Below are 25,109 nucleotides of genomic sequence, written 5' to 3'. Positions count from 1 at the left end.
ATTCACGGTTTCACAGATATTCGCGTGTGGTCATTATTTGTTGGCAAAAACGCGCAGGCGTCGCTCGCAGTGAGCGTTGATCCTGACGTTGTACGCATCACGCTCTTTGTGCCTACCGCGAAGCCCGACGTGAATGCCGGACAATTGTGCGCAATTGCTGCACCGCCCGTCGTGTAGCCCCGTTGTCAGCGCCGACAGGCCGGCCGACGCCTACGGCCGCGCCGCGATCTCGTCGAGATGCCACAGCAGATCGGCCGGATCGTCGTACACGCGCAGCGCGCCCGCGCGTTCCAGCTCGTTGCTGCCGTAACCGCCCGACAGCAGCCCGACGCCGAGCGAGCGGCAGCGGCTCGCGGCGAGCATGTCCCAGATGCTGTCGCCGACCACGACCGTGTGTTCGATCGGCACGTTCAGTTGCGCGGCGGCCGTCAGGAACAGGTCGGGGTCGGGCTTCGCGTACTTGACCTGGTCGCGCGTGACCACGACGTGCTTCGCCGGATCGACGCCGAGCGCCTCGAGATTGATGGCGGCCGTTTCCATCCGTCCGCTGGTCGCGATCGCCCAGCGGATGCCCGCCGCCGACAGCGCGGCGAGCAATTCGCGCGCGCCGGGCAGCGGCCGGACCTGCGCGCGCAGCCGCTGGTACGCGGCCGCATGCAGGCGGGCAAGGCGCTCGACGCGCTCGGCGTCGAGGTTGCCCGACGTCTCCCGCAGCAGCTGATTCAGGAACAGGCCGCCGCTCATGCCGATCTTGCGGTGGATGCGCCACACCGACAGTTCGATGCCTTCGGCATCGAGCGCCTCCTTCCACGCGAGCACGTGCTGATAGACGCTGTCGACGAGCGTGCCGTCGAGATCGAACAGAAATGACGTTTCAATGCGCATGTGAATCTCCTGGCTCGCCGGGGGCGAGCGGACAAAGGTCGAGCGAACGGGTCGTGAAAGCGTGCCGCACATTATCGGCGCAAGGCCATGTCATGACCATGTCCCGCGGCCACCCCGCGCCGCGCCGCGTCAGGCGCCGCTGGTACAATCGCGGCGATCGCCGGGCCGGGTTCTCCGCGCCGCGCGCCCCCAACCCTCGTCTCGTCGAATCCACGTATGGCAACACCGGACGCAGTCAGTTCCAGGCACTCGTGGTGGGGCGTACTGGCCCTGGCCCTCACCGCCTTCATTTTCAATACCACCGAATTCGTGCCCGTCGCGCTGCTCAGCGCGATCGGCGACAGCCTGCACATGCAGGCGACCGACGTCGGCCTGATGCTGACGATCTATGCGTGGGCGGTGGCCGTCGTGTCCCTGCCGCTGACGCTGGCCACGCGCCATGTCGAGCGCCGCAAGCTGCTGTCGGTGGCGTTGCTGGTGTTCATCGGCAGCCATGTCGTGACCGGCGTCGCGTGGAATTTCGCGGTGCTGATGGTCGGCCGGCTGGGCATCGCGTGCGCGCACGCGGTGTTCTGGTCGATTTCCGTGCCGCTGGCCGTGCGCCTCGCGCCGAGTGACCGGAAAAGCCGTGCGCTCAGCCTGCTGGCGATGGGCACGGCGATCGCGATGGTGGCCGGCATTCCGCTCGGGCGCGTGGTGGGCGAGACCTTCGGCTGGCGGGTCACGTTCCTGATCATCGCCGGCGCGGCGGCCGTCGCGTTGCTGCTGCTGCGCGCCACGTTGCCGGTATCGCCGAGCCAGGGCGCGGGGTCGCTCGGCAGCGTCGGCGTGTTCCTGCGCAGGCCCGCGCTGGTGGCGCTGTACGCGATCACCGTGCTCGTCGTGTCCGCGCACTTCACGTCGTACACGTACATCGAGCCCTTCGTCCAGAGCGTCAACCACGCGAGCAGCAGCCGGATCACGTATGTGCTGATCCTGTTCGGCATCGCCGGCATACCGGCGGCGATCTGCTTCAACCGCATCTATCCGCACCGTCCCGACGACTTCCTGCTCGGGTCGATCGTCGCGCTCGCGGGATGCCTGCTGATCCTGTTCCCGTGCGCGCTGAACATCGTCACGCTGTCCGTGCATACGCTGGTGTGGGGCGGGGCGATCGTCTGTTTCGGCCTGGCCATGCAGGCGTGGGTGCTGAAGCTGGCGCCGGAGGGAACCGACCTCGCGGTGTCGATCTTCTCGGGGCTGTACAACGTCGGCATCGGCGCGGGCGCGCTGATCGGCAACCATATCGCCGGCGACTTCGGGCTGCCGTGGGTCGGCACCTTCGGCGGCGTGGTCGGCGCGGTCGCGGTCGGGATCGCGTGGCTCGCGTTGCGACTTCACGCGAAACGGGCGGACGCGGAGCCGACAGCGGCCACCGGCGGGTAACGACGGCGGCCCGGCCCGGGGCATTTGCTTCCCGCACGAACAGGGATGGGCGAACCGACGGCGCGCAGGCAAGGCGGCAAGTCGCGTGCGCGTGGCGCGGTTGCCCTGCCACGGGGGGCCGCGCCCTTCGTCGCAAGACACGCGGAACGCCGGCAAATTGCGGCATCATGGTGCCGCCGCACCCGCACGCGGTGCCCGATATTCGACTGGAGACCCTGCATGCCGATAGCCCGGATTGAAACCCGCGACGCGATGGGCGACCCCGACGAGGTCTATCTGAACCCCGGCCACGTGCTGTGGATGTCGCTGCCGACCGCCGCGCAGCGGCGGCCGGGCGGGATGGCCATCCGCGTGGACGACCGCGTGAAGGGAGGTGCATTGCTGATGGCCGACCAGCCGCCGGCCGCCCGGCTCCTTCAGGAGCTCGGCCCGTTCGTGACGGTGACGCTGGCAAACCCGTCGTCCGACTATCCGGACGGTCTCGTGCATGTCCGCGCGCATGCGATCGTCAAGATCGCGACGGACGACCACGACAAGCCGCTCGCCGAGCGCACGCTCGGCTGGGTTCACGTCCGCGACGGTTCGGCGTTCAAGGTCAGGGATTACGCCGGCGTGGCCGCGTTATGGCAGGCGTCGGTCGCGGCGGCGTCATGAACCTGTCCGTCTCCGACATCACGCCGGAGGAACTCCGGCTGTTCGGCGACATCGTCGCCCGCCTGGAAGAACTGGGGCCGGTCGTCGACGTGCGGACGGTCGTGCTGCCCGAGATCACGCAGCTGATCCGCGCGGATTTCGCCGCGTCGTTCGATTGCGACGAACACACCGGCCTGTGGCGCAACGGGTTCGCGTACAACGTCGATCCGCTGCAGATCGCACGGTACGAAGCGTGGTTCCAGCATATCGACCCGGTCACGTCGCAACTGCGCGCGCGCCGCGTCGCGACCTGCGTCGACGAGGTGGTGAGCCGGCGCGAGCTGGAACGAACCGAGTTCTACAACGATTTCCTGCGCCGCGAAGGCATGCATCACGGCATCAACGTCTATGCGCTCGACGGTGCGACACACGTCGGCGACCTGCGCATCTGGCGCGTGCAAGGGCGGCCGGATTTCACCGAGCGCGACAAGCTGCTGCTGGACGGCATCGAGCCGTTTTTCCGGCGTGCGCTGCTGAGGCGGCGTCATGCGTGTACCGGGCTGACCGAACGCGAGAGCGACGTCGCGCGGCTCGTCGCCGCCGGTTATACCGACAAGGACGTCGCACGCACGCTCGGCATCGGGCTGTCGACGGTCCGCACGCATCTGCGGCGCGTGATGGCGAAGAAGGGCGTCGCCAACCGCGCGAGCCTGGCCGCCGCGCTGGCGTGACCGGCGGCACGCCGTCGGCCGGGGTCATCCATTGTGATGATGGCCGTCAAAATCGGCACACCCTACCTTGTAGCGATCCCCCGTGACGAGGAACGACGACGATGGCCACCCTGGAAACCCTGACGCTCACCGAAGCCCGGAACGCGATCCTGCGCCGGGCGTTCTCCTGTGTCGAGTACGCGTACGCGCTGATCGAGCGGCACGCACGCTGGCGCTACCTGAACGGTTTCACGTGCGTCGACGAGGCGCGGCTGCTCGCCGAAGCGGCCCGCTGCGACCGCGACCTCGCGACGTCGGCCACCCCGCACGCGCTGCTGGGCCTGCCGATCGCGATCAAGGACAACATCGACACCGCCTGCCTGCCGACCGGCAACGGCACGCTGGCGCTGCACAACCGCGTGCCGCCGCAGCACGCGCCGGTCGTGGCGCGGCTGCTCGCGCACGGGGCGCTGATCGCGGGCAAGGCCAACCTGCACGAGCTGGCATTCGGCGTGTCGGGCAACAACCGCGTCACGGGCGCGGTACGCAACCCGTACGATTTCAACCGGATTCCGGGCGGTAGCAGCAGCGGCTCGGGCGCGCTGGTCGGCGCGGGCGTGGTGCCCGCCGCGCTCGGAACGGACACCGGCGGCTCGGTCCGGATTCCGGCCGCGTTGTGCGGCGCCGTCGGCCTGCGGCCGACCGTGGGGCGTTACCCGTCGGGCGGCGTGGCGCCGATTTCGCGCACGCGCGACACCGTCGGCCCGATCGCGCGGTCGGTCGAGGACATCGCGCTGCTCGACGCGATCCTGTCCGGTTCCGGTGCGCCGACGTCGATGCCGGCGCGCAGCGCGTCGCGCCCCGTGCGCCTGGCCGTCCCGCGCACGACGTTCTGGCGCGGCCTCGCGCCGGACGTCGACGCGGTCGCGAATGCCGCGGTGGCGAAGCTGGAGCAGGCGGGATTCGAATGTGTCGACCTCGACCTGAACGACTATCCGGGGTTCTTCGACGACGAGCCGGCCGTCATCGCGATGTACGAATTCCGTTCGTCGATGCACGCGTACCTGGTCGAGAACGGCTACGAGCTGTCGGTCGACGACATCGTCGCGAACGTCGGGAGCCCGGACGTCGCGAAGATCGCCCGCCATGTCACCGGCCCCGACGGGATCGGCGAAGCGGCCTACCGCACCGCGCTCGACCGGCGGACGCGTTCGCGTGCCGCGTATCGGCAGTGCCTCGCCGACAGCGGCGCCGACGCGCTGGTCTTTCCGACGACGATCGCCACCGCGTGCCCGATCCCGGCGGGCGACACGATGATGCTCAACGGCGAAACCGCTTCGGTGTTCTCGACCTACATCCGCAATACCGAGCCGGGCAGCAATGCCGGCGTGCCGGGCATGACCGTCCCGGCCGGCCTGACGGCGGACGGGCTGCCGGTCGGCCTCGCACTCGACGGCGCGGCCGGCACCGATCGCGAACTCATCGCGGTCGCGCTGGAGGTCGAGCGGGTGCTCGGGCGACTGCCGGCGCCGGACGACGGGTTCGGGGTCGAGGGCCGGTTGGGGGGGTATCCGGGCTGACGCCATGCCGCCGCGCTGCCATGTTGCCGCGCCGTGGACGTGGACGTGGACGTGGACGTGGCGGCGGCTGAATCGCCGAAGCCGGCGGCGCTCGCCGCGAAACCGGCCGGCATGCACGACCGGCGGATTCCGCTGACGCCGAACGGCCGTGGATCGGCACCTTGGGCGGTGGGGGCGGCACGGTCGGGATCGTGTGGTTCACGTTGCGGCCGCACGAGAGGCGGGCGGGGGCGCAGGCGCCATCGCCGCACGCAGTATCAATGCGCGCCGGCGTTCGTGATTCCCGCTGCATCGAGCTGCCTGAGCTTCGCGTACAGCGTGGTGCGCGAGATGCCCAGTTGCCGCGCGGCGGCCGACACGTTGCCATCGTGCTCGTCGACCGCACGGCGGATCGCGTCGAGCGACTGCTCGTGCAGGCTCGCCTGCGGGCTGGCGGCCGGTGCGGTGCCGCACACGTCGGCGGCGTCGTCCAGCGCATCGGATTGCCGCCGCATCGTCGCCCGGTCGAGCGGTGCGCGCACGGCCCGCACCCAGACGTGGCTGCCGTCGTCGCGCGCGATCCGCTGCGGCGTATGCGCCGGTGTCAGCAAACGACGCTGCTGCGCGGGCGTCGCGCCGGGAAAGAGTTGCCGGAGATCGTGTGGTTCGATCGGCCCGGCAGGCGCGAGCTCGAGCATCTGCCGCGCGAGCCGGCTCGCCGCGCGCACGCGGCCCGCCGCGTCGAGTGCGACGACGCCCGCGAGCGGCGTGCCGAGCCAGCGCGGATCGTACTGCACCTGCAGCAGATGGCAGTCGCGCAGCATCGCATACAGCCGCTGCTCGGCGGACAGCGCCGCATGCCGGAACTGCTCGCGCAACTGCACGACGTTGCGCCGGCCGACGCCGGTGATGTCCAGCGCGCCGATCACTTCCCCGTCGAAACCGACCAGCGGCACCGCGAGACAGAACACGCGCGAGAATTCGTCGAGATAGTGCTGGGCGCCCGCGACGACCGCCTCGGTGCCGTCGTGAATCACGCAGCTCGGCGCGGTCGTGCCGATGTTCGGCTCGACGATCCGGCGCCCGGCGACGATCGGCGTCAGCAGCGTGTCGTCGCAATGCGGGCTGCGCCGCGCGTGGACGATCGTGCCGCGCGGATTGACGCAGAAGATCGTCCACTCGCTGCCGCCGAAAGCGGCCCACAGCTGCTCGATTTCCTGCGCGACGCAGCGGGTCAGCCGGCGGTCCGCGCGCGATTCGTCGAGTTCGCGCTGCATTTCGTAGCGGGCGGTTTGCCACGGCCGGAGCCCGGCGTCGCGCGAACGCAGCCACGAGCGCGCGACGCCGGCCGGCAACGCCGTTTCCGGCAGCGGTTCGCCCGCGGCGAAGCGGGCGCGGAGCCGGTCGAGGTCGACCGGCCGTGCAGGGGATTCGGGGGCTGTATTCACGCTGCGCTCCAGTTGGGTCGAAGGTTCGGGCCGGACGTGCCGGTCCGCGTGTCGCGCGAATGCGTAATATAGCCCGGCGCCCGCGGCGCGGTATTTTCGCGGCGGCTACGCCGCCGTACGAGGCCCATGCGCGCCCCCGGTCGCGATTTACCCCGCGACCGGGGGCGTGTCGCCGCTCAATGCGGCAAACGCAGGATCGGCTTGAGCGTGATGCCGCTGCTGCTGTCCTCCGCGGCCTGGTTGATCTGTTCGAGCGGATAGAACTTCACCAGCCGGTCGAACGGAAACCGCCCCTGGAGATGCAGCTGGACGAGCTGAGGAATGAACGTCTGCGGCACGCTGTCGCCTTCGACGATGCCGCGGATCGAACGGCCGCCGAGCAGCAGGTTGTTGACGTCGAATTCCGCCTTCGTCCCGAGCTTCGGCGCGCCGACCACGCCTATCGTGCCGCGCGAGCCGAGCGCTTCGATTCCCTGCGACAGCACGGCGGGCAGCCCGGTCGATTCGAGCGCGTAGTCGACCCCGCCGCCGGTGATCTGGCGGATCGCGTCGACGACATCGACTTCCTTGCTGTTGATCGTATGCGTTGCGCCCAGCTCCAGCGCCAGCGCGAGCCGCGACGGCACGATGTCGACGGCGATGATGGTCGTCGCGCCGGCGACGCGCGCGGCCATCACGGCGCTCATGCCGACCGCGCCCGCGCCGAAGCTTGCGAAGCTGCTGCCGGCACGTACGGCGAGTGAATTGATCACCGCGCCTGCGCCGGTCTGGATCCCGCAGCCGAGCGGCCCGAGCAGTTCGAGCGGGGCTTCCGGCGGCACCTTGATCGCGTTGTTCTCGCGTGCGAGCGCATAGCTGGCGAACGACGACTGCGCGAAGAAATGATCGTGCAGCGGCTGCCCGTGTTCGTCGCGGATCGCGGTCTGTCCGTCGGCGTCGGCGCCGCCGAAATTCAGCCCGAAGAAGTGCCGGCAATACGCGCCGTGGCCGCCGACACAGGACGGGCAGTGGCCGCACGCGCCGTAGGTGAGCACTACGTGATCGCCCACGGCGAGCGTCTTCACGTTCGGGCCGACCGCCTCGACCACGCCGGCGCCCTCGTGACCGAGCACGGCCGGCAGCGGTACCGGATAGTACTGGTCGCGCACGATCAGGTCGGTGTGGCACAGGCCCGTCGCGACGACGCGCACCCGCACCTCGTCGCCGCGCGGCGCGCGCAGGCGGGCGGATTCGATCGAGAAGGGCGCGCCGGCCGCGCGCGCGACGGCCGCGGTGACGGCGCGTGAATCGTTTTCCGTGTACATGTTCGGTCTCCTTGTCAAATCGGATACAGCGGCGCTTCACCCTTGATCGTCAGCCACTGCCACTGCGTGAACTCCTCCCAGTTGGCCGCGCCGCCGATGCTCGAGCCGTTGCCCGATGCGCCGACGCCGCCGAACGGGTTGATCACTTCGTCGTTGACCGTCTGGTCGTTGATGTGGAGCAGCCCGGTGTTCAGGCGCTCGCCGATCCGGAGTGCCCGGCCGACGTCGGCGGACAGGATCGCCGTCGACAGCCCGTATTCGGTGCGGTTCGCGAGCGCGATGGCGTCCTCGTCCGTATCGAACGGCACGACGACCGCGACCGGCCCGAAGATCTCCTCGTCGAACGCCGGGTTGCCCGGCGCGACGCCGCTCAGCACGGTCGGCTCGAAGAACAGGTCGCGATGGCCGCCGCCCGTTTCGACGCGCGCGCCCGCGCGACGGGCCGCGTCCACCAGGCTCGCCGCATGGTCGAGCTGTGCGGCATTGATCAGCGGCCCGAGGCCGACGTCCGCACTCGCGGGATCGCCGACGCGCAGGCTTCGCGCCTTCTCGACGAGCTTCGCGACGAAGCGGTCGTGAATGCCGCGCTGCACGAGCACGCGGCCGGTCGCCATGCAGATCTGGCCTTGATGCAGGTACGCCCCCCACGCGGTATTGGCGACGGCGCGCTCGAGGTCGGCGTCGTCGAGCACGATCAGCGAGTTCTTGCCGCCGAGCTCGAGCGAGACCTTCTTAAGGTGGCGGCCGGCCGCTTCGCCGACCTTGCGCCCCGCCGCGGTCGAACCGGTGAACTGGATCATCGCGATGTGCGGATCGGCAACCAGTGCGGAGCCGGCTGCGCCGTCGCCGGGCAGCACGTGTAGCACGCCTTCCGGCAGGCCGGCGAGCTCGAATACGCGGGCGATCGCGACGCCGCCGCACACGGCGGTACGCGGATCGGGCTTCAGCACGACCGCGTTGCCGAGCGCGAGCGCGGGCGCGACCGCGCGCATCGCGAGGTACAGCGGGAAGTTGAACGGCGAGATCACCCCGACCACGCCGCGAGGGCGGCGGCGCGCGAGCGACAGCCGGCCGGCCGCCGACGGCAGCACTTCGCCGGCCGCGCGCGACGGCAGCCCGGCTGCTTCGTGCAGCGCCTTGATCGTGACCGACGTTTCGAACGACGCCTTCGCGCGCGTCGAGCCGCTTTCGCGCACGAGCCAGTCGACGATCGCATCGAAGTGAGTTTCCGCGACGGCGGCCGCGCGGCGCAGGACCGCCGCGCGCTCGTCGTATGGCAGCGCGAACCATGCGGGCTGTGCGCGGTGCGCGGCGGCTGACGCTTCGGCCACCGCTGCGCCGTCCGCGACGCCGATGCGGCCGAGCGTGTTGCCGGTCGCGGGTTCGATCACGTCGGCCGCGTGCGCGCTGGCGTGCCAGCGTCCGTTGAAGGTTTTGCCGCGCCAGATGTCGGCGTCGAACAGTGCGGTATTGCTGCTGCTATCCATGTACGCTCCTGAGGAATTCGGATCGGCCGGATCGGGCCTTGCATCGTCCCGACCGGCATGCGCGCGAGGGTAGGCGGGCGCGGCGAAGCGGGGCTATCCGGATTTCTTCCCACCCGCGGAGGGCGCGTGGAATGGGGGCGTCTGCGAATTTGTGTGCGGAAACTGAACAGTCGTTGTGCGGGTTGGTGCCGCACGCCGTCTGGGGACTCGGCAGGTTATGGCAGGTGTAGTGCGACGTGCGCTGCGTCTGAAGGCTCGGCGCGCAAACCTGTGGGAAGACACCTGAGCTCACGCTTCGTCGGAGCGGTAGTTGGCGACCCGCAAGGGGGTCGTGTTTGCGCAAAACGGACATTCGAAGCATTCGCCACGAACGTTGCACCGCATAGCGGTGCCTATCCCGGTGCTAGCGCGTTAAAGCTTCCATGGTTTGGACAATACGGCCAAACTTGTCATTGCCCTCAAAGGCCGCACAGGTCCGTGCGTATACCTGTTCCTTCCCGTCATTCTTGGAAAAAAATACTTCCGCGCAATCGCAGCGTAAGGTTGCCACCTTTGCATGAGTCCGGGTATCGCTTAACGTCGCGACCCAGCAACTATCGGCACATCCACAGCTACCGTAGGCAAGTACTTGATGGCGCCGGTGCCAAGGCAACGGCTCGGTCCTCACGCCTTGCGCTCCAACCTTTGACAAGAATAAGAGCGCGAGCAAACACACGGCCGTGCGCGTTCTATTGCGGTTCATATCTATAACCATCGAGATTTGATTTTACTAATAGTGACCTGCGGCGGGATTTTGTAGCCACGCCCGATGAGTATCTTGGCCTCGGCGCGACTGCGGAATCATTCCCGATTAAATCGCTTCTCCCGCAGCGTGCCGTTGGAACCTTCAACGGAGTCGTTCTGCCAAGGGCGGCAAGAACGGACACAGCGTGTACGATCTGGTCTTCAAGAAAACCATCCAAGGAGAGAGGAATGAGTCCGGAACAGGCCCGAGCCGAAGAAACCCAGGCGATGGAGCGCATGGTGGCCGCCACGCTGCGCGTGCAGAGTACGTTCGCCTCGATGCAGAAGCAATTTCCGCCGCAAGGCAGCGGCGAGCCTTCGCCGTTCGCGCTGCAAACCTTTGATGCCGCCCTGCAGGAACTTGAAGACGCACAGGCCGCGTTCGATGCGCTGCTGAACGATCTGATCGACGGTAACCGCTAAAGGCTACGCCCTTATCTGCACCGATTGTCGACGATCTAAAAAGCTGTGTCGAACGGCCGCTTGTGGCCGACAGCGCCCGTCAGCCTCTGATGAACAACGGACATCGACAACGAACGTCGATACCCGCCTGCCCGATTCCTTCCGGTTGTTCGCGGAAACCGACGCCGAAGCTGAAGGCCGGGTGGCCAGCCCCACCATTTTTCCCGTCAGGAAAACCCTGATCGACTCGGCAGGCCGTCGGTTTCAGGCCGTTTTCCCGCCGCCGCAAGCCGCCGCAGTGCGCCCCCGTCCAAACCGTACCCCGCACCCGCACGACCGCGCCCCATCAAGCCTCTCAGCCCGCATACCTAGCCAAAACAGGTATGGCGCACCGCAGTATTCAGCGTGATGAGGGCGAATTCAATACCTGTCAGGTATCAAAAATCCCGCCTAAAAGTATTGGACGCTCCATCTGGCCGGGACGTATAAATCGCCTCAAGAACTTCACCCCCCACGGCGTGCCCCATGTCCTCCGTCACCATCGAACGTATCGAAACCCGCCTCGTCGACCTGCCGACGATCCGCCCGCACAAGCTGTCGGTGGCCACGATGCACGGCCAGACGCTGATGCTCGTGAAGGTGTTCTGCAGCGACGGTGTGACGGGCCTCGGCGAAGGCACGACGATCGCCGGCATGGCCTACGGCCCGGAAAGCCCCGAAGCGATGAAGCTCGCGATCGACGCGTACCTCGCACCGGCGATCGTCGGCCGCGATGCGACGCGCATCCAGACGTTGATGGCGTTCCTCGGCAAGCTCGCGAAGATCAATCACTTCGCGAAAAGCGCGCTCGAAACCGCGCTGCTCGACGCGCACGGCAAGCGGCTCGGCGTGCCGGTGAGCGAGCTGCTCGGCGGGCGCCGGCGCGATCGCCTGCCGGTCGCATGGACGCTCGCGTCGGGCGACACGGCCACCGACATCGCCGAGGCCGAGCGCATGCTCGACCAGCGCCGCCACAACGTGTTCAAGCTGAAGATCGGCGCAAAGGCGCCCGAGACGGATATCCGGCACGTGGCCGAGATCAAGAAGGCTGTCGGCGATCGCGCATCGGTGCGCGTCGACGTGAACATGGCGTGGAGCGAAACGCAGGCCGCGCGCGCGATTCCGGCGCTGGCCGATGCCGGCTGCGAACTGGTCGAGCAGCCGGTGGCCTCGGCCGCGGCGCTGGCGCGCCTGATGCGCCGCTTCCCGGTCGCGCTGATGGCCGACGAAATCCTGCAGGGCCCCGACAGCGCCTTCGAGATCGCGAAGCATCACGGCGCGGACGTGTTCGCGATCAAGATCGAACAGAGCGGCGGCCTGTTTGCCGCGCAGCGCGTGGCCGCGATCGCGGACGCGGCCGGCATCGAGCTGTACGGCGGCACGATGCTCGAAGGCGCGTTCAGCACGGTGGCGTCCGCGCACCTGTTCGCGAGTTTCGCGAACCTGCAGTGGGGCACCGAACTGTTCGGGCCGCTGCTGATCACCGAAGAGATCCTGACGCAGCCGCTCGATTACAGCGACTTCGAACTGACCGTGCCGGACGGCCCCGGTCTCGGCATCGAACTCGACGAGGACAAGATCAGGCGTTTCACCCGCGACGGACTCACCCGCGTCGCGCGGTAGCCCGAGTCAGGCACAGCCGTCATTCCCCCCAAATACACGTGGAGACACCATCATGAGCGTCAAAGTTTTCGAAACCCGGGAAGTGCAGGATCTGCTGAAGGCCGCGTCGAACGCGGGCGCGGACAACACGAAGGGCGGCAACGCGCGCACGCAGCAGGTCGTGCTGCGGCTGCTCGGCGACCTGTTCAAGGCGATCGACGATCTCGATATCACGCCCGACGAAGTGTGGGCGGGCGTGAACTACCTGAACAAGCTCGGCCAGGACGGCGAAGCGGCGCTGCTCGCGGCCGGCCTCGGCCTCGAGAAGTTTCTCGACATCCGGATGGACGCCGAGGACGAAGCGCTCGGCCTCGACGGCGGCACGCCGCGCACGATCGAAGGGCCGCTGTACGTCGCCGGCGCGCCGGTGCGCGACGGCGTCGCGAAGATCGACCTCGATGCGGACGACGGCGCGGGCCCGCTCGTGATCCACGGCACGGTCACCGGTGTCGACGGCAAGCCGGTGGCCGGCGCGGTGGTCGAGTGCTGGCATGCGAACTCGCACGGCTTCTACTCGCACTTCGACCCGACCGGCAAGCAGAGCGACTTCAACCTGCGCGGCGCGGTGAAGACGGGCGCCGACGGCAAGTACGAATTCCGCACGCTGATGCCGGTCGGCTACGGCTGCCCGCCGCAGGGCGCGACGCAGCAGCTGCTGGACAGCCTCGGCCGCCACGGCAACCGCCCGGCGCACGTGCACTTCTTCGTGACCAGCGACGGCCACCGCAAGCTGACGACCCAGTTCAACATCGACGGCGACCCGCTGATCTGGGATGACTTCGCGTATGCGACCCGCGAGGAGCTGATCCCGCCCGTCACCGGCAAGACCGGCGGCGCCGCGCTCGGCCTGAAGGCCGATGCGTACCAGGACATCGAGTTCAACTTCGTCCTGACGCCGCGCGTCGAGGGCAAGGACAACCAGATCGTCGAACGCCTGCGCGCTTCCGCCACGGCCTAACCGCCCGACGGCAGGGCGGCGCGCAGGCGCCGCCGCCGGCCGGGTTCCCGCGAGATTCAACCGATTACCGATGCGAGCGTGCTTGCAGGACGCGGCACGCGCATGGGAGGAGCCATCATGTCCGCCACGATCGACCAAGCCACCGACCTGGATCACCTGCTCGCCACCGCCGTGCAGGACGACAAGGAGGCCGGCGTATTCCGCTGCCGCCGCGACATCTTCACGAACGCCGAGCTGTACGAGCTCGAGATGAAGCACATCTTCGAAAGCAACTGGGTGTACCTGGCGCACGAAAGCCAGATTCCCGACAACAACGATTACTACACGACGTGGATCGGCCGCCAGCCGATCGTGATCACGCGCGACAAGACCGGCGAGCTGCACGCGGTCATCAATGCCTGCGCGCACAAGGGCGCGATGCTGTGCCGCCGCAAGCACGGCAACAAGGGCAGCTTCACGTGCCCGTTCCACGGCTGGACGTTCTCGAACACCGGCAAGCTGCTGAAGGTGAAGGACGAGAAGACGACGGAATACCCGGTGCAGTTCAACACGCACGGTTCGCACGACCTGAAGAAGGTGGCGCGCTTCGCGAACTATCGCGGCTTCCTGTTCGGCAGCCTCAGCGCCGACGTGCTGCCGCTCGAGGACTACCTCGGCGAGGCGCGCGTGATCATCGACCAGATCGTCGACCAGGCGCCGAACGGGCTCGAGGTGCTGCGCGGCAACTCGTCCTACATCTACGAAGGCAACTGGAAGATGCAGATGGAGAACGGCTGCGACGGCTACCACGTCAGTACCGTGCACTGGAACTACGCGGCGACGATGGGCCGCCGCAAGGAAGACGGCACCAAGGCCGTCGACGCGAACAGCTGGAGCAAGTCGGTCGCCGGCGTGTACGGCTTCGACAACGGCCACATCCTGCTGTGGACGCAGACGATGAACCCGGAAGTGCGGCCCGTGTACCAGCATCGCGATGAAATCAAGGCGCGCGTCGGCGACGTGCAGGCCGACTTCATCGTCAACCAGACGCGCAACCTGTGCGTGTACCCGAACGTGTTCCTGATGGACCAGTTCAGCACGCAGATCCGCGTGGTGCGGCCGCTCGGCGTCGACAAGACCGAAGTCAGCATCTTCTGCTTCGCGCCGAAGGGCGAGAGCGAGGCCGACCGCACGACCCGCATCCGCCAGTACGAGGATTTCTTCAACGTGACGGGCATGGGCACCGCCGACGATCTCGAGGAGTTTCGCGCGTGCCAGGCCGGTTATGCGGGCATCACGGCGATGTGGAACGACCTGTCGCGCGGCGCGCCGCTGTGGGTCGACGGGCCCGACGAGAACGCGAGGAAGATGGGGCTGAACCCGCGCATTTCCGGCGAGCGCAGCGAGGACGAAGGGCTGTTCGTGTGCCAGCACGAACACTGGGTGAACGTGATGCGCGATGCGCTGAAGAAGGAACGCGGGGAGGTGGCAGCATGAGCTTCGATTACCGGACTGTCTGCGCCGCGCTGTATCGCGAAGCGCGCCTGCTCGACGATCGCCAGTGGGACGAGTGGCTGACCTGCTACACGGAGGACGTCACGTACTGGATGCCCGCGTGGGACGACGACGACCGGCCGACCGACGATCCGCAAAGCCAGATCTCGCTGATGTATTACGCGGACCGCGGCGGCCTCGAGGATCGCGTGTTCCGGATCAAGACCGAACGCAGCGGCGCATCGACGCCCGAGCCGCGCACCAGCCACAACGTGACGAACGTCGAGGTGCTGGCCGAACGCGAGAACGAAGTGGACGTGCGCTACAACTTTCACACGCTGAACCACCGCTACCGCGTGACCGATCACTTCTTCGGCACGATGTTCGTCACGTTGCGCAAGGCGGGCGATGAACTGCTGATCTCGTACAAGAAGATCGTGCTGAAGAACGACTACATCCGGCAGGTGCTCGACGTCTATCACGTCTGACGCTGTTGTTTTGTCATGAAAGGAAGTGGAGGTGACACCATGTCCAGCTACAAGATTGCATTGAACTTCGAGGACGGGGTAACCCGCTTCATCGACTGCAAGGCCGGAGAGAAGGTTCTCGACGCGGCCTTCCGCGCGAAGATCAACCTGCCGATGGATTGCTCCGACGGCGTGTGCGGCACCTGCAAGTGCCGCGCCGAAAGCGGCCGCTACGATCTCGGCGACGACTACATCGACGACGCGCTCACCGAAGACGAAAAGGACGGCGGCCTCGTGCTGACCTGCCAGATGGTGCCGCAAAGCGATTGCGTGATCGCGGTGCCGACGTCGTCGGTCGCGTGCAAGACGGGCCAGAGCGGGTTCGCGGCCACGGTGACGAAGGTCGAGCAGCACAACGATGCGGCCGTCGTGCTCGAACTCGACGTCGGCGCGGCCGCGCCGGTGTTCCTGCCGGGCCAGTACGTGAACATCGACGTGCCGGCGAGCGGCCAGCACCGTTCGTATTCGTTCTCGTCGGCGCCGGCCGACGCGAAGGTCAGTTTCCTGATCAAGAAGATCCCCGGCGGCGTGATGAGCACGTGGCTCGAATCGGCGCAGCCCGGCGACACGCTGGAACTGCACGGGCCGCTCGGCAGCTTCTACCTGCGCGACGTGCAGCGGCCGCTGCTGTTCCTCGCGGGCGGCACGGGGCTCGCGCCGTTCCTGTCGATGCTCGAGGTGCTCGCGCGCAGCGGCTCGCAGCAGAAGGTGCACCTGATCTACGGCGTGACGCGCGATCTCGACCTCGTGCTCGTCGATGCGATCGAGGCGTATGCGGCGAAGCTGCCGAACTTCAGCTTCGCGACGGTCGTGGCCGACGCGGCGTCGAGCCATCCGCGCAAGGGCTGGGTCACGCAGCACATCCCGGCCGATGCGCTGAACGACGGCGACGTCGACGTGTATCTGTGCGGGCCGCCGCCGATGGTCGACGCGGTGCGCAAGTATTTCGACGACGAAGGCGTGAAGCCGAACAGCTTCCACTACGAGAAGTTCACCCCCAACGTCACGGCAAAGGCGGCATGATCATGCAACGATTCTCAGGCAAGGTCATCGTCGTCACGGGTGCCGCACAGGGCATCGGCCGCGGCGTCGCGCTGCGCGCGGCGGCCGAAGGCGGCAGGGTGCTGTTCGTCGATCGCGCGGATTTCGTCGCCGAGGTCGCGGCCGAAGCGACGGGTGGCGAGACGGCCGGGTTCGTCGCCGATCTCGAAACGTACGAAGGGGCGCATGCGGCGATCGCGCACGCGGTGCGGACGTTCGGCGGCATCGACATCCTGATCAACGGCGTGGGCGGCGCGATCCGCATGCGCCCGTTCGCCGAATTCGAGCCCGCGCAGATCGACGCGGAAATCCGCCGTTCGCTGATGCCGACGCTCTATACGTGTCACGCGGTGCTGCCGCACCTGCTCGCGCGCGGCGGCGGCACGATCGTCAACATCTCGTCGAACGCGACGCGGGGGATTCGCCGGGTGCCGTACTCGGCGGCGAAAGGCGGCGTCAACGCACTGACGTCGGCGCTCGCGATGGAATATGCGGAACACAACATCCGGGTCGTGGCCACCGCGCCGGGCGGCACCAGCGCACCGCCGCGCCGCGTGCCGCGCAATGCGGCCGGCGACAGCGAACAGGAACAGGCATGGATGGGCGAAGCCGTGCGTCAGGTCACGGAATCGACGTACCTCAAACGCTACGGCAGCCTCGACGAGCAGATCGCGCCGATCCTGTTCCTCGCATCCGACGAGGCGAGCTATATCACCGGCACGGTGCTGCCGGTCGCGGGAGGCGATACGGGTTGAGCCGCGCGTCGTCGCGCCGCCTGGCCCGTGTTCAGGATGTTCGTCGACAACCCATCCACCTATTCACCCACCAACCAACCGGCCGGCGCGAAGACGCCGGCCACGGAGACTTCCATGCGTGATCGCAAAGCCATCGTTCCGGCGGGAATGGAAGCGGTGTACGAGAAGATCGGCTATGCGCCCGGCCTGAAGGTCGGCGATACGCTGTACGTATCCGGCCAGATCGGCCGCGATGCGGCGATGCAGCTCGTCGAGGATCGTGAAGCACAGATCGTGCAGGCGTTCGAGAATCTGAAGCGGGTACTGGACGCGGCGGGTGCATCGTTCAGCGACGTGGTCGACCTGACGACCTTCCATACCGACATGCGCGACCTGCCGTTGTTCATGCAGGTGCGCGACCGCTACCTCGATGCGCACCCGAAGCCGGCATGGACGGCGGTCGGCGCGCACATGCTGGGCGGCGCGCCGGGCTATATCGTCGAGATCAAGGCGGTGGCCGTGTTGCCGGCGTGACGCGTGCGGGCGGGAGGCCGGCACGAGGCGACGTAGCGCACGCATCGAATCGACCCGACTCGCCGCGTGCCGGCACGGAACGAGAGACTTCGCGATCCACCGGGCAATCCTGACGAAATGCTTTCTCGCGACGTCGGGCGTGCGTCGTTGCGCCGCGGTCGGCGACAAGTCGCGCGAGTTCGTTTATGGTGCGAGGGAACGCAGCGTCATCTCTTTCCTTCCGTCGAGAATCCGCGATGAAATGCCTGCCACGCGCCGCCTTCGCCGCCCTCGCTTTCACCGTCGCGCAAGCCGCGTTCGCCCAGGCGCCCGCCACGGTGCGGCTCGAAGACATGACCTGGACCGAGCTGCGCGACAGCATCCGGGCCGGCAAGACCACCATCCTGATTCCGGTCGGCGCAACCGAGCAAAGCGGGCCGTACATCGCGCTGGGCAAGCACAATGCGCGGGTCGCGGTACTGTCCGAGCGGATCGCGCAAGGCCTCGGCAACGCAATCGTCGCACCCGTCATCGCCTATGTGCCCGAGGGCGGTTATGCGCCGCCGACGTCGCACATGCGCTTTCCCGGCACGATCACCGTGCCCGACGACGTCTTCGAAAAGACCCTCGAGTCCGCAGCCAACAGCTTTCGGGTCCATGGCTTCACGAACATCGTGTTCCTCGGCGACCACGGCGGTTACCAGAACGACATCCGGCAGTCGGTCGCGCGGCTGAACAAGTCGTGGGCCGGCACGGGCGCGCGCGCGTTCGTGCCGGCCGAGTATTACGGCACCAGTTCCGACGGTTACGACCGGATCCTGCGCGAGCACGGCGTGCCGGCCGCGGACATCGGCACGCACGCTGGGCTGGCCGATACGTCGTTGCTGCTGGCGGTCGCGCCGGGCATGGTCAGGGTCGACAAGCTGCGCAACGCCTCGAAGCCCGGCGCCGCTGACGGCGTCTACGGCGGCGATCCGCGTCATGCGAGCGTCGAACTCGGCCGGCTCGGCACCGACGCGATCGTGTCGCGCACCGTCGACGCGATCAGAAAGAACACCGCCGGCCGCTGACGCCGCCGCGCCATTGCGCCACCTTTGCCGTCGTTCCATTCCATCGAACCGGGACATCGTCATGCAACCGCGCCTTCGCCGTCACATCCGCTTCCCCCGTCCCGCGATCGTCGTCGCGGCTGCGCTGGCCGGCTTTTGCGCCCAGGGTGCGATCGCGGCGTCCGCCGTCGCGGCCGTACCCGGCATGCCGCCCGTGATCAACCCCGACAACCTGTACGGCGAGGCACGGGCCGGCCGCATGAGCGCGGCGGTGGCGGGCGCGCTGCCGCGCATCTATGTGCCGAACCTGCGATCGAACGACGTCTACGTGATCGACCCGGCCACGTACAAGGTCGTCGACCGGTTTGCCGTCGGCCGCGGCCCGCAGCACGTCGTGCCGGCATGGGACCTGCGGACGCTGTGGGTCGCCAACAATGCGGAAGAGCGCACTGACGGCAGCCTGACGCCGATCGATCCGAAGACGGGCAAGCCCGGCCCGGCAGTGAGCGTCGACGACCCGTACAACATGTATTTCACGCCTGACGGCAAGGAGGCGATCGTCGTGGCCGAGGCGCATGCGCGGCTCGACTTCCACGACCCGGGCACGATGGCGCTGAAATCGAGCCTAGAGGTGCCGCAATGCAAGGGCATCAACCATGCGGACTTTTCGATCGACGGCCGGTATGCGCTTTTCACGTGCGAGTTCGGCGGCAAGCTCGCGAAGATCGACCTGGTGAATCGCAAGGTGCTCGGCTACCTCGAACTCGACCGGAAAGGGATGCCGCAGGACATCCGCGTGTCGCCGGACGGCAAGGTGTTCTATGTCGCCGACATGATGGCGGACGGCATATACGTCGTCGACGGCGAGCGCTTCGCGAAGACTGGTTTCATCCCGACCGGCGTCGGTACGCACGGGCTGTATCCGAGCCGCGACGGCACGAATCTCTATATCGCGAATCGCGGCTCCAATCTCGTCCACGGGCCGCGCCACGGCAAGGGCAGCGTATCGGTGCTCGACTTCGCGACGCGCAAGGTGGTCGCGAACTGGCCGATCCCCGGCGGCGGCAGCCCCGACATGGGCAACGTCAGCGCGGACGGCAAGACGCTGTGGCTGTCGGGCCGCTTCGATGACGTCGTCTACGCGATCGACACCACGAGCGGCGCGGTTCGAGCGATTCCCGTCGGCATGGAGCCGCACGGCCTGACGGTGTGGCCGCAGCCGGGGCGCTATTCGCTGGGCCATACCGGCAACATGCGGTAGGGCGGCGGACGGTCAGGGCGCCCGTTCGTGCGTTCGCGTGTCACGACCGGCGGTGCATCACTCCCACGCGTGCTTGCTGAACTGATAGCCCTTGCAGCGGATCGTCTTGATGCGCTTCGGTTCCGTCAGGTCGTCGCACAGCTTGCGGCGCAGCTTGGAGATGCGGCCGTCGATCGAGCGGTCGAAGCCGTCGAACTCGATTCCGCGTAACAGCTGCGTCAGGTCTTCCCGGCTGACCACCTCGCCGGCGCGGCAGACGAGGGCCCACAGCAGGTCGAATTCGGTCGAGGTCAGGCGCGGCGCGCTGCCGTCGGGAAGGCGAATCTTGCGATCCGCCCGGTCGATCGAAAACTTGCCGAACTCGAATCGCTGCGGCGATGCCGGTGCGCCGTCGACCGGGCGCAAGCGCATCCGTCGCAGGTGGGCCTTGATCCGCGCGAGCAGGATGCGCGGCTCGACCGGCTTGCGGAGAAAGTCGTCCGCGCCGAATTCCAGGCCGAGCAACTCGTCGAACTGCTCGTTGCGGGCCGTCATCATGATGACGATGCCGTCGTACTGCATGCGTGCGTCGCGGCAGATCTCGAAGCCGTCCTTGCCCGGCAGGTTGATGTCGAGCAGCACCAGGTCGGGGCGGCGCGCGACGATCGTGGACACGGCGTCGGTGCCGTCGAACAGCGTGTCCACCTCGTACTGATGCATGCGCAGATAGTCTGCGATCAGCGAGGACAATGGGACGTCGTCTTCGACGAGCAGGATTCGGATGGGCATCGCTAAACGAGGGGGCGAAACGGGAAAGTGGCGAGCGCTCAGGCCCGTCCGAACATGGGGAAGCCGAAGAGACGCGCATGATACTGAGAAACATTCCGGCAGAATGTGGCGAAATCTGCATCGTTCGGTGAGCCTCGCCGCGGGCGGCGCGTCGCCGCGTTGCAGGAAGGCGAACGCACGAAGATGCGGCGTCGTGTTTAGTCGAACGACGCGATGTACGCGTCAACACGTTCGGAGCGGTATCCGGCGTGCAACCGGCTGAAATACCGGGCGGGATGTCGTTCGTGCGGAAACGTTTGCGAAAGCGCCGCGCATGCGGGTATCGCGCACGCTCGCCAGAGCAAAACCGGTAAAGATTGCTCTACATATCATTACAAAATATTACCTGCCGGGTGGCGTGCGGCCCGCCGTATCGCCGCGGGAGATTGCCTTCGCGCTACCGTCGGGTCGCCTTGCGCAACCGCGACACCTCCTGCTCCGACACCGGCGCCGCACGATTGCCTCACGCGCTGCGTACACCTGACCACCGATGGCGACGCGCGGGCGCGACCGTCGGGCACGCACGTTGCTCGGCTTTGGGCGGCGCCCGCCTGCGGGCGCGGAACCGCGTGCCGTTGCGCACGGCGGGCCCGCGCGTGCGCCGATATCGACATTCGTATCAGGGAGGCGCCATGCGTGAATCGAACGATCCATCCCGCGCCAGGACGGGCCCGGGCGGCCGGGCCACGACCGATCCCCGGGCCGTCACGGTCAGGCATCCCGTCACGCGCGCGTTCGAACACTTCGCGTCGCACGTGACCGTGTGGGCCGGCTCGCCGGTCGCGTTCGGCAGCGCGGTCGCCATCACGGCGCTGTGGCTCGTCACCGGCCCGCTCTTCCACTATTCGGATGCATGGCAGCTCGTCATCAATACCGGGACGACGATCGTCACGTTCCTGATGGTGTTCCTGCTGCAGCGAAACCAGAACCGCGACAGTGTCGCGATGCACCTGAAGCTCGACGAACTCGTGGCCGTCACGCACGCGGCGAGCGACCGGCTGATCGGGATCGAGGACGCGTCGGAGGAGGAGTTGCGCGCGATGGCGCAGACCTACCTCGACATGGCGAAGCGGGTGGCCGCCGGGGACGGTAATCCGGATGGCGATCGTGACCGCGAGCCGGCGGAGCCTTCGCCGGAATCCTGACGGACGTGACGCTGCACGGCTGGACGCGATCGGCTCGCGGCCGGCGGACGATTTTTCAACCGCTTGTCATTTCTGTCCATGCGGCGCGGCATGCAGCGCATTCGCGCGATGAGCGCATCGTGGCGTGCCGTCCGCTGCCGGGCGGAACGCGTGAAGCGGGCGGCATCCAGCACGCGCGTGCGGCCGAAGCGCTTCGATGCGATGTCCGGCAGCGGCGCTGCCGACGGTGTGCAGTCGAGCATGCTTCCGGCAAAAACGCTTGCGCAATTCCACTGTCTCGAACGCCGCCTGTGTGAGTCGAACCCCCGCCAGACAAGGTTACTCGACATTTCATTACAAACTATTACCGATGTCGCCGCGTATCGTTCCCTACAATTTCGCTTCCTGAGGCGCGCGCATGATGCGCCGCGATTTCGTCCGTCATGCGGACGGTGACAGGCAACTGACGGGAAGGCGACATGATGCCGTGGCAAGTCGTGCAGAGTCTCGAAGCGCTCACGAACGCGATCGAAGCCGCGGTGGCGCGGGCCGACTGGGCCGGGGCCGTCCGGGCCGCCGAGACGCGTTCGCGGTTCGTGCTTGCGCTGGCGCCCGATCAGCCGGACGAGGTCGTGTCGGCGCTCAGGAGAATGCAGGAGACCGATGTCCGGATCTCCATCGTCGCTCGCGACACGTTGCAGGCGCTCGTTGCCGAGAGCTGGGCGGCGTTGCACGAAACGCGGGCGGCGACGCATGCGTTGAAGGCCCGGCAGCGCGCGCTCGACGCGGACGCTGCGGCATCGCGATGCGCGCCCCGCGCCGACACGCGATTCGCGCTTCGTCATTGAGCGCGACGCTGATATCCGCTTTCTTGGGTGGCAGGATGAGATTCAGAAAACGTACCGCCTACGTCGATGCCACACGATGGTTCGTCGATGGCGACCATGACCGGGTGGCGCGGCGCCACGACACGTGGGCAGTCGCGACGCCGGAAGGCTGGCGTCCGGTGAAGCCGGGCGACTGGATTCTGCTCGACGAAAGCGGGAACTGCTGGCCGATGGACAACGGCCTCTTCCTGCGCTTTTACGAACCGGCCTTGGACTGACGTGACCGACGAACCACGCTCGCCTATCGGCGCTTGCGCGAAAACAGCAACGAATCGGCGTCGTTGAAGCGGATACGCTGCGGCTCGCCATAACCCGCCTTCTCCGCGACGCGAATCGACGCCACGTTGGTCGGCGCGATCACGCATACGCTGCGCTCGAACCGTTGCTGCCCGTCGAGCCATGCAAGCGCCGCCGCGAGCGCCTCGGTCGCGTAGCCCTTGCCGTGCGCCCACGTCGCGAGAGCCCAGCCGGCTTCCGGCACACCGCGAATCGACGGCTCGATGAGCCGGTGGAAATCGGCGAAGCCGAGGTCGCCGACATAACGGCCCGACGCCTTCTCTCGAATCGCCCAGTAGCCATAGCCCAGCAGCGGCCACAGCCCGCGATACGCGAGCATGCGCATCCACGAGTCGCGCGGCGCGGACGGCTCGCCGTTGAAGATGTGCTCGACGACCTTGGGCTCGGCCCACATCGTGGCGAGCGCATCGAAGTCGCCGAGCGGATGGCCTTCGAGGATGAGGCGCGGCGTGTCGAGAACGGGCGGGGAAGAGACAGGCGGCATCGTGGTTTCCGAGAAAGAAGGGGGAGCATGGGACGGCCGGGCCGTCGGCACGTCGACGCCGCGCTGGTCGGGGCCCGTTCACGCGCTCGCCGGCAGGTCGGGCGGCGGTGTGGGTCGGTGAGCGGCGGCGTGCGATCGGCGGTACGCGAGCGCGGCACGCTGCGAGCGGGCATGTCCATTTCGGCAAGACAGGGCGCGGGAATGATAGCAAAACCCTTGTCGCGGCGGGCGTCGCGTCCGGCGGCCGCGAGTGACGCCGGTGCATCGACGGCGTCGAACCGGAAACGTGCGCGATTGCAGCGGCTGGCCGCGCGATAATCGGACTTTCATGCGGCGCACGCCGCACTTCCGATGTGCGTTCACCCCTCGACATGACACTCGAATCCGACTGGCTGAGCCGCTTCATGGCGCTCGTCACGGTTACCGGGAAATTCGAAATCCGCTGCGCGTTCGGCGCGCCGTGGGCGGTCACGTATGAACGATCGCCTGCGTGCGAGATCCCGTATCACGTGGTGCTGCGTGGCCGCGCGATCCTCGAGAATCCCGACGACGGCTCCGTGCGCGAACTCGGCGGCGGCGATCTCGTGCTGTTGCCGCACGGCTCCCCGCATGTGCTCCACGACGGCAGCGGGTTGCCGCCGGTGCCGGCGGTCAAGCGGCCCGGCGGTCACGTCTTCATCGGCGAGAACGCGGGCACCGGCGAGCGGCTGGACATGCTGTGCGGACGTTTCGTGGTCGCGCCGCCGCACGACCGGCTGATCCGGCGCCACCTGCCGGCCGATCTCGTCGTGCGCGCGGTAGCGGACAGCCGCACGGCGGACGCGCTGGCCGCCACCGCGCGGCTGACCGCCCTCGTGGAGCTGATGCGCGCGGAATCGCTCGAGCAGCAACTCGGCGGTCTCGCGATCCTCGACGCGCTGTCGGCGGCGCTGTTCGCGCTCGCGCTGCGCGCGATCAGCGAATCGGGGCAGGCGCCGACCGGCCTGCTGGCGCTGGCCGGCCAACCACGTCTCGCGCCCGCGATCGTCGCGATGCTCGACGATCCGGCAAGGCCGTGGACGCTGCCCGAACTGGCCGCGCTGTGCAGCATGTCGCGCGCGACCTTCATGCGTCATTTCCAGTCGAAACTCGGGCACTCGGCCGCCGATCTGCTGACGGATATCCGGATGAGCCTCGCCGCGAATGCGCTGCGCCGGCCGTCGGCCAGCGCGGAGGCCGTGTCGGCCGACGTCGGTTATCAGTCGGTGGCTGCGTTTCGACGCGTGTTCACGCGCTGGGCGGGGATGACGCCAGGTGAATGGCGGCGCCAGTCGTTCGGTGGTCCGCGCGATGCGGCGGCATCGGACGACGGCGTGGCCGGCGATGCGGAGTAAATGCGAAGGAGGCGGCGCTTGCTGCGGTTCGATGCAATCGCAGACGGATCGGTCAGATGTCGGCGCACGGTTCGATGCCGGGCCCGTCGCTACGGTTGTCCGGCTCGACGAACAACTCGACGACAGCGCGGCACCTCGGTTTTTTCGATCCCCCAAGCAGCGCCGTGACCGTCATCCAGACGGCACGCCCGCCGCAGCAATGGAGCCGGCGACGGGCGCGATCGAAACGGCAGCGGCACCGCAT

The 25,109-nt window shown here is 67.7% G+C and carries 25 protein-coding genes; 19 read left to right on the top strand and 6 right to left on the bottom strand.

Going from position 1 to position 25,109, the window contains the following annotated elements; translation table 11 throughout:
• Positions 1–210 precede the first annotated feature (210 nt).
• Entirely contained in the window at positions 211–885 is a 675-nt protein-coding gene (locus APZ15_RS36415) for an HAD family hydrolase (RefSeq protein ID WP_027792549.1), read from the bottom strand.
• Between the two features lie 216 nt (positions 886–1,101).
• Between APZ15_RS36415 and APZ15_RS36410 the strand changes: the two genes are divergently transcribed.
• The 4 genes from APZ15_RS36410 to iaaH all read left to right on the top strand — a co-directional run bounded on the left by APZ15_RS36410 (position 1,102) and on the right by iaaH (position 5,233).
• Complete coding sequence (locus APZ15_RS36410) at positions 1,102–2,310, top strand: sugar transporter (protein WP_027792550.1); 1,209 nt, start codon at positions 1,102–1,104, stop codon at positions 2,308–2,310.
• Between the two features lie 219 nt (positions 2,311–2,529).
• A complete protein-coding gene (locus tag APZ15_RS36405; RefSeq protein WP_136470644.1) occupies positions 2,530–2,964 on the top strand; it encodes a hypothetical protein in 435 nt (144 codons plus the stop codon).
• Positions 2,961–3,674: a helix-turn-helix transcriptional regulator gene (locus APZ15_RS36400; RefSeq protein ID WP_027792552.1), complete on the top strand. Its 714-nt coding sequence runs from the start codon at positions 2,961–2,963 to the stop codon at positions 3,672–3,674. Before APZ15_RS36405 ends, APZ15_RS36400 begins: the two co-directional genes overlap by 4 nt.
• A 101-nt stretch (positions 3,675–3,775) precedes the next feature.
• Complete coding sequence (iaaH, locus tag APZ15_RS36395; protein WP_049096627.1) at positions 3,776–5,233, top strand: indoleacetamide hydrolase; 1,458 nt, start codon at positions 3,776–3,778, stop codon at positions 5,231–5,233.
• Between the two features lie 257 nt (positions 5,234–5,490).
• On the opposite strand, the gene APZ15_RS36390 is transcribed toward iaaH, so the two are convergent.
• From APZ15_RS36390 to APZ15_RS36380, 3 genes are all read right to left on the bottom strand, one after another.
• The gene (locus tag APZ15_RS36390; protein WP_226153341.1) at positions 5,491–6,660 is read right to left on the bottom strand and encodes a helix-turn-helix domain-containing protein; all 1,170 of its coding nucleotides are present in this window, start codon (positions 6,658–6,660) and stop codon (positions 5,491–5,493) included.
• 176 nt (positions 6,661–6,836) lie between these two features.
• Complete coding sequence (locus APZ15_RS36385; protein ID WP_027792554.1) at positions 6,837–7,964, bottom strand: NAD(P)-dependent alcohol dehydrogenase; 1,128 nt, start codon at positions 7,962–7,964, stop codon at positions 6,837–6,839.
• Between the two features lie 14 nt (positions 7,965–7,978).
• Positions 7,979–9,451 carry a benzaldehyde dehydrogenase gene (locus APZ15_RS36380; RefSeq protein ID WP_027792555.1) on the bottom strand — a complete coding sequence of 491 codons (1,473 nt, stop codon included), beginning with the start codon at positions 9,449–9,451 and terminating at the stop codon, positions 7,979–7,981.
• A 972-nt stretch (positions 9,452–10,423) separates the two neighbouring features.
• On the opposite strand from APZ15_RS36380, the gene APZ15_RS36375 reads away from it, so the two are divergent.
• The 10 genes from APZ15_RS36375 to APZ15_RS36330 all read left to right on the top strand — a co-directional run bounded on the left by APZ15_RS36375 (position 10,424) and on the right by APZ15_RS36330 (position 19,893).
• Positions 10,424–10,657, top strand: coding sequence for a hypothetical protein (locus tag APZ15_RS36375; protein WP_009691834.1), 234 nt, complete (start codon positions 10,424–10,426; stop codon positions 10,655–10,657).
• A gap of 504 nt (positions 10,658–11,161) precedes the next feature.
• Positions 11,162–12,298 carry a muconate/chloromuconate family cycloisomerase gene (locus tag APZ15_RS36370; protein ID WP_027792556.1) on the top strand — a complete coding sequence of 379 codons (1,137 nt, stop codon included), beginning with the start codon at positions 11,162–11,164 and terminating at the stop codon, positions 12,296–12,298.
• 52 nt (positions 12,299–12,350) lie between these two features.
• Entirely contained in the window at positions 12,351–13,295 is a 945-nt protein-coding gene (gene catA, locus APZ15_RS36365) for a catechol 1,2-dioxygenase (protein WP_027792557.1), read from the top strand.
• Positions 13,296–13,412: 117 nt separating this feature from the next.
• On the top strand, positions 13,413–14,771 hold the full coding sequence (locus APZ15_RS36360) for a Rieske 2Fe-2S domain-containing protein (RefSeq protein WP_027792558.1): 1,359 nt from the start codon (positions 13,413–13,415) through the stop codon (positions 14,769–14,771).
• Positions 14,768–15,256: a benzoate 1,2-dioxygenase small subunit gene (gene benB / locus APZ15_RS36355; RefSeq protein WP_027792559.1), complete on the top strand. Its 489-nt coding sequence runs from the start codon at positions 14,768–14,770 to the stop codon at positions 15,254–15,256. The genes APZ15_RS36360 and benB overlap by 4 nt, the downstream gene beginning before the upstream one ends.
• Before the next feature lie 39 nt (positions 15,257–15,295).
• Positions 15,296–16,318 carry a benzoate 1,2-dioxygenase electron transfer component BenC gene (gene benC, locus APZ15_RS36350; protein WP_027792560.1) on the top strand — a complete coding sequence of 341 codons (1,023 nt, stop codon included), beginning with the start codon at positions 15,296–15,298 and terminating at the stop codon, positions 16,316–16,318.
• Positions 16,315–17,091 carry a benzoate diol dehydrogenase BenD gene (gene benD / locus APZ15_RS36345; protein WP_027792561.1) on the top strand — a complete coding sequence of 259 codons (777 nt, stop codon included), beginning with the start codon at positions 16,315–16,317 and terminating at the stop codon, positions 17,089–17,091. Before benC ends, benD begins: the two co-directional genes overlap by 4 nt.
• 114 nt (positions 17,092–17,205) lie before the next feature.
• Positions 17,206–17,604 (top strand): RidA family protein, encoded by a 399-nt coding sequence (locus tag APZ15_RS36340; protein WP_027792562.1) that lies wholly within the window; start codon positions 17,206–17,208, stop codon positions 17,602–17,604.
• Between the two features lie 236 nt (positions 17,605–17,840).
• Positions 17,841–18,653 (top strand): creatininase family protein, encoded by an 813-nt coding sequence (locus APZ15_RS36335; RefSeq protein ID WP_027792563.1) that lies wholly within the window; start codon positions 17,841–17,843, stop codon positions 18,651–18,653.
• Positions 18,654–18,714: 61 nt separating this feature from the next.
• The gene (locus tag APZ15_RS36330; protein WP_027792564.1) at positions 18,715–19,893 is read left to right on the top strand and encodes a YncE family protein; all 1,179 of its coding nucleotides are present in this window, start codon (positions 18,715–18,717) and stop codon (positions 19,891–19,893) included.
• 57 nt (positions 19,894–19,950) lie between these two features.
• Here APZ15_RS36330 and APZ15_RS36325 read toward each other — a convergent pair whose 3' ends face one another.
• The gene (locus tag APZ15_RS36325) at positions 19,951–20,661 is read right to left on the bottom strand and encodes a response regulator (protein WP_027792565.1); all 711 of its coding nucleotides are present in this window, start codon (positions 20,659–20,661) and stop codon (positions 19,951–19,953) included.
• A 671-nt stretch (positions 20,662–21,332) separates the two neighbouring features.
• Between APZ15_RS36325 and APZ15_RS36320 the strand changes: the two genes are divergently transcribed.
• From APZ15_RS36320 to APZ15_RS36310, 4 genes are all read left to right on the top strand, one after another.
• Positions 21,333–21,845 (top strand): low affinity iron permease family protein, encoded by a 513-nt coding sequence (locus tag APZ15_RS36320; protein WP_027792566.1) that lies wholly within the window; start codon positions 21,333–21,335, stop codon positions 21,843–21,845.
• Between the two features lie 63 nt (positions 21,846–21,908).
• Positions 21,909–22,280, top strand: coding sequence for a hypothetical protein (locus APZ15_RS41550; protein ID WP_138143359.1), 372 nt, complete (start codon positions 21,909–21,911; stop codon positions 22,278–22,280).
• Between the two features lie 23 nt (positions 22,281–22,303).
• The gene (locus tag APZ15_RS36315) at positions 22,304–22,672 is read left to right on the top strand and encodes a hypothetical protein (RefSeq protein ID WP_049097754.1); all 369 of its coding nucleotides are present in this window, start codon (positions 22,304–22,306) and stop codon (positions 22,670–22,672) included.
• The gene (locus tag APZ15_RS36310) at positions 22,669–22,929 is read left to right on the top strand and encodes a hypothetical protein (protein WP_226113495.1); all 261 of its coding nucleotides are present in this window, start codon (positions 22,669–22,671) and stop codon (positions 22,927–22,929) included. The genes APZ15_RS36315 and APZ15_RS36310 overlap by 4 nt, the downstream gene beginning before the upstream one ends.
• Positions 22,930–22,952: 23 nt before the next feature.
• On the opposite strand, the gene APZ15_RS36305 is transcribed toward APZ15_RS36310, so the two are convergent.
• Positions 22,953–23,492: a GNAT family N-acetyltransferase gene (locus APZ15_RS36305; protein WP_027792568.1), complete on the bottom strand. Its 540-nt coding sequence runs from the start codon at positions 23,490–23,492 to the stop codon at positions 22,953–22,955.
• A gap of 371 nt (positions 23,493–23,863) precedes the next feature.
• Between APZ15_RS36305 and APZ15_RS36300 the strand changes: the two genes are divergently transcribed.
• Positions 23,864–24,865: a cupin domain-containing protein gene (locus APZ15_RS36300; protein WP_027792569.1), complete on the top strand. Its 1,002-nt coding sequence runs from the start codon at positions 23,864–23,866 to the stop codon at positions 24,863–24,865.
• The last annotated feature ends 244 nt before the right edge of the window (positions 24,866–25,109 follow it).

Origin of the sequence: Burkholderia cepacia ATCC 25416, assembly GCF_001411495.1 — a bacterium.
GTDB classification, from domain to species: domain Bacteria; phylum Pseudomonadota; class Gammaproteobacteria; order Burkholderiales; family Burkholderiaceae; genus Burkholderia; species Burkholderia cepacia.
The sequence above is the reverse complement of the archived record's forward strand: the minus strand, read 5'-3'. Positions and strand labels throughout refer to the sequence as shown.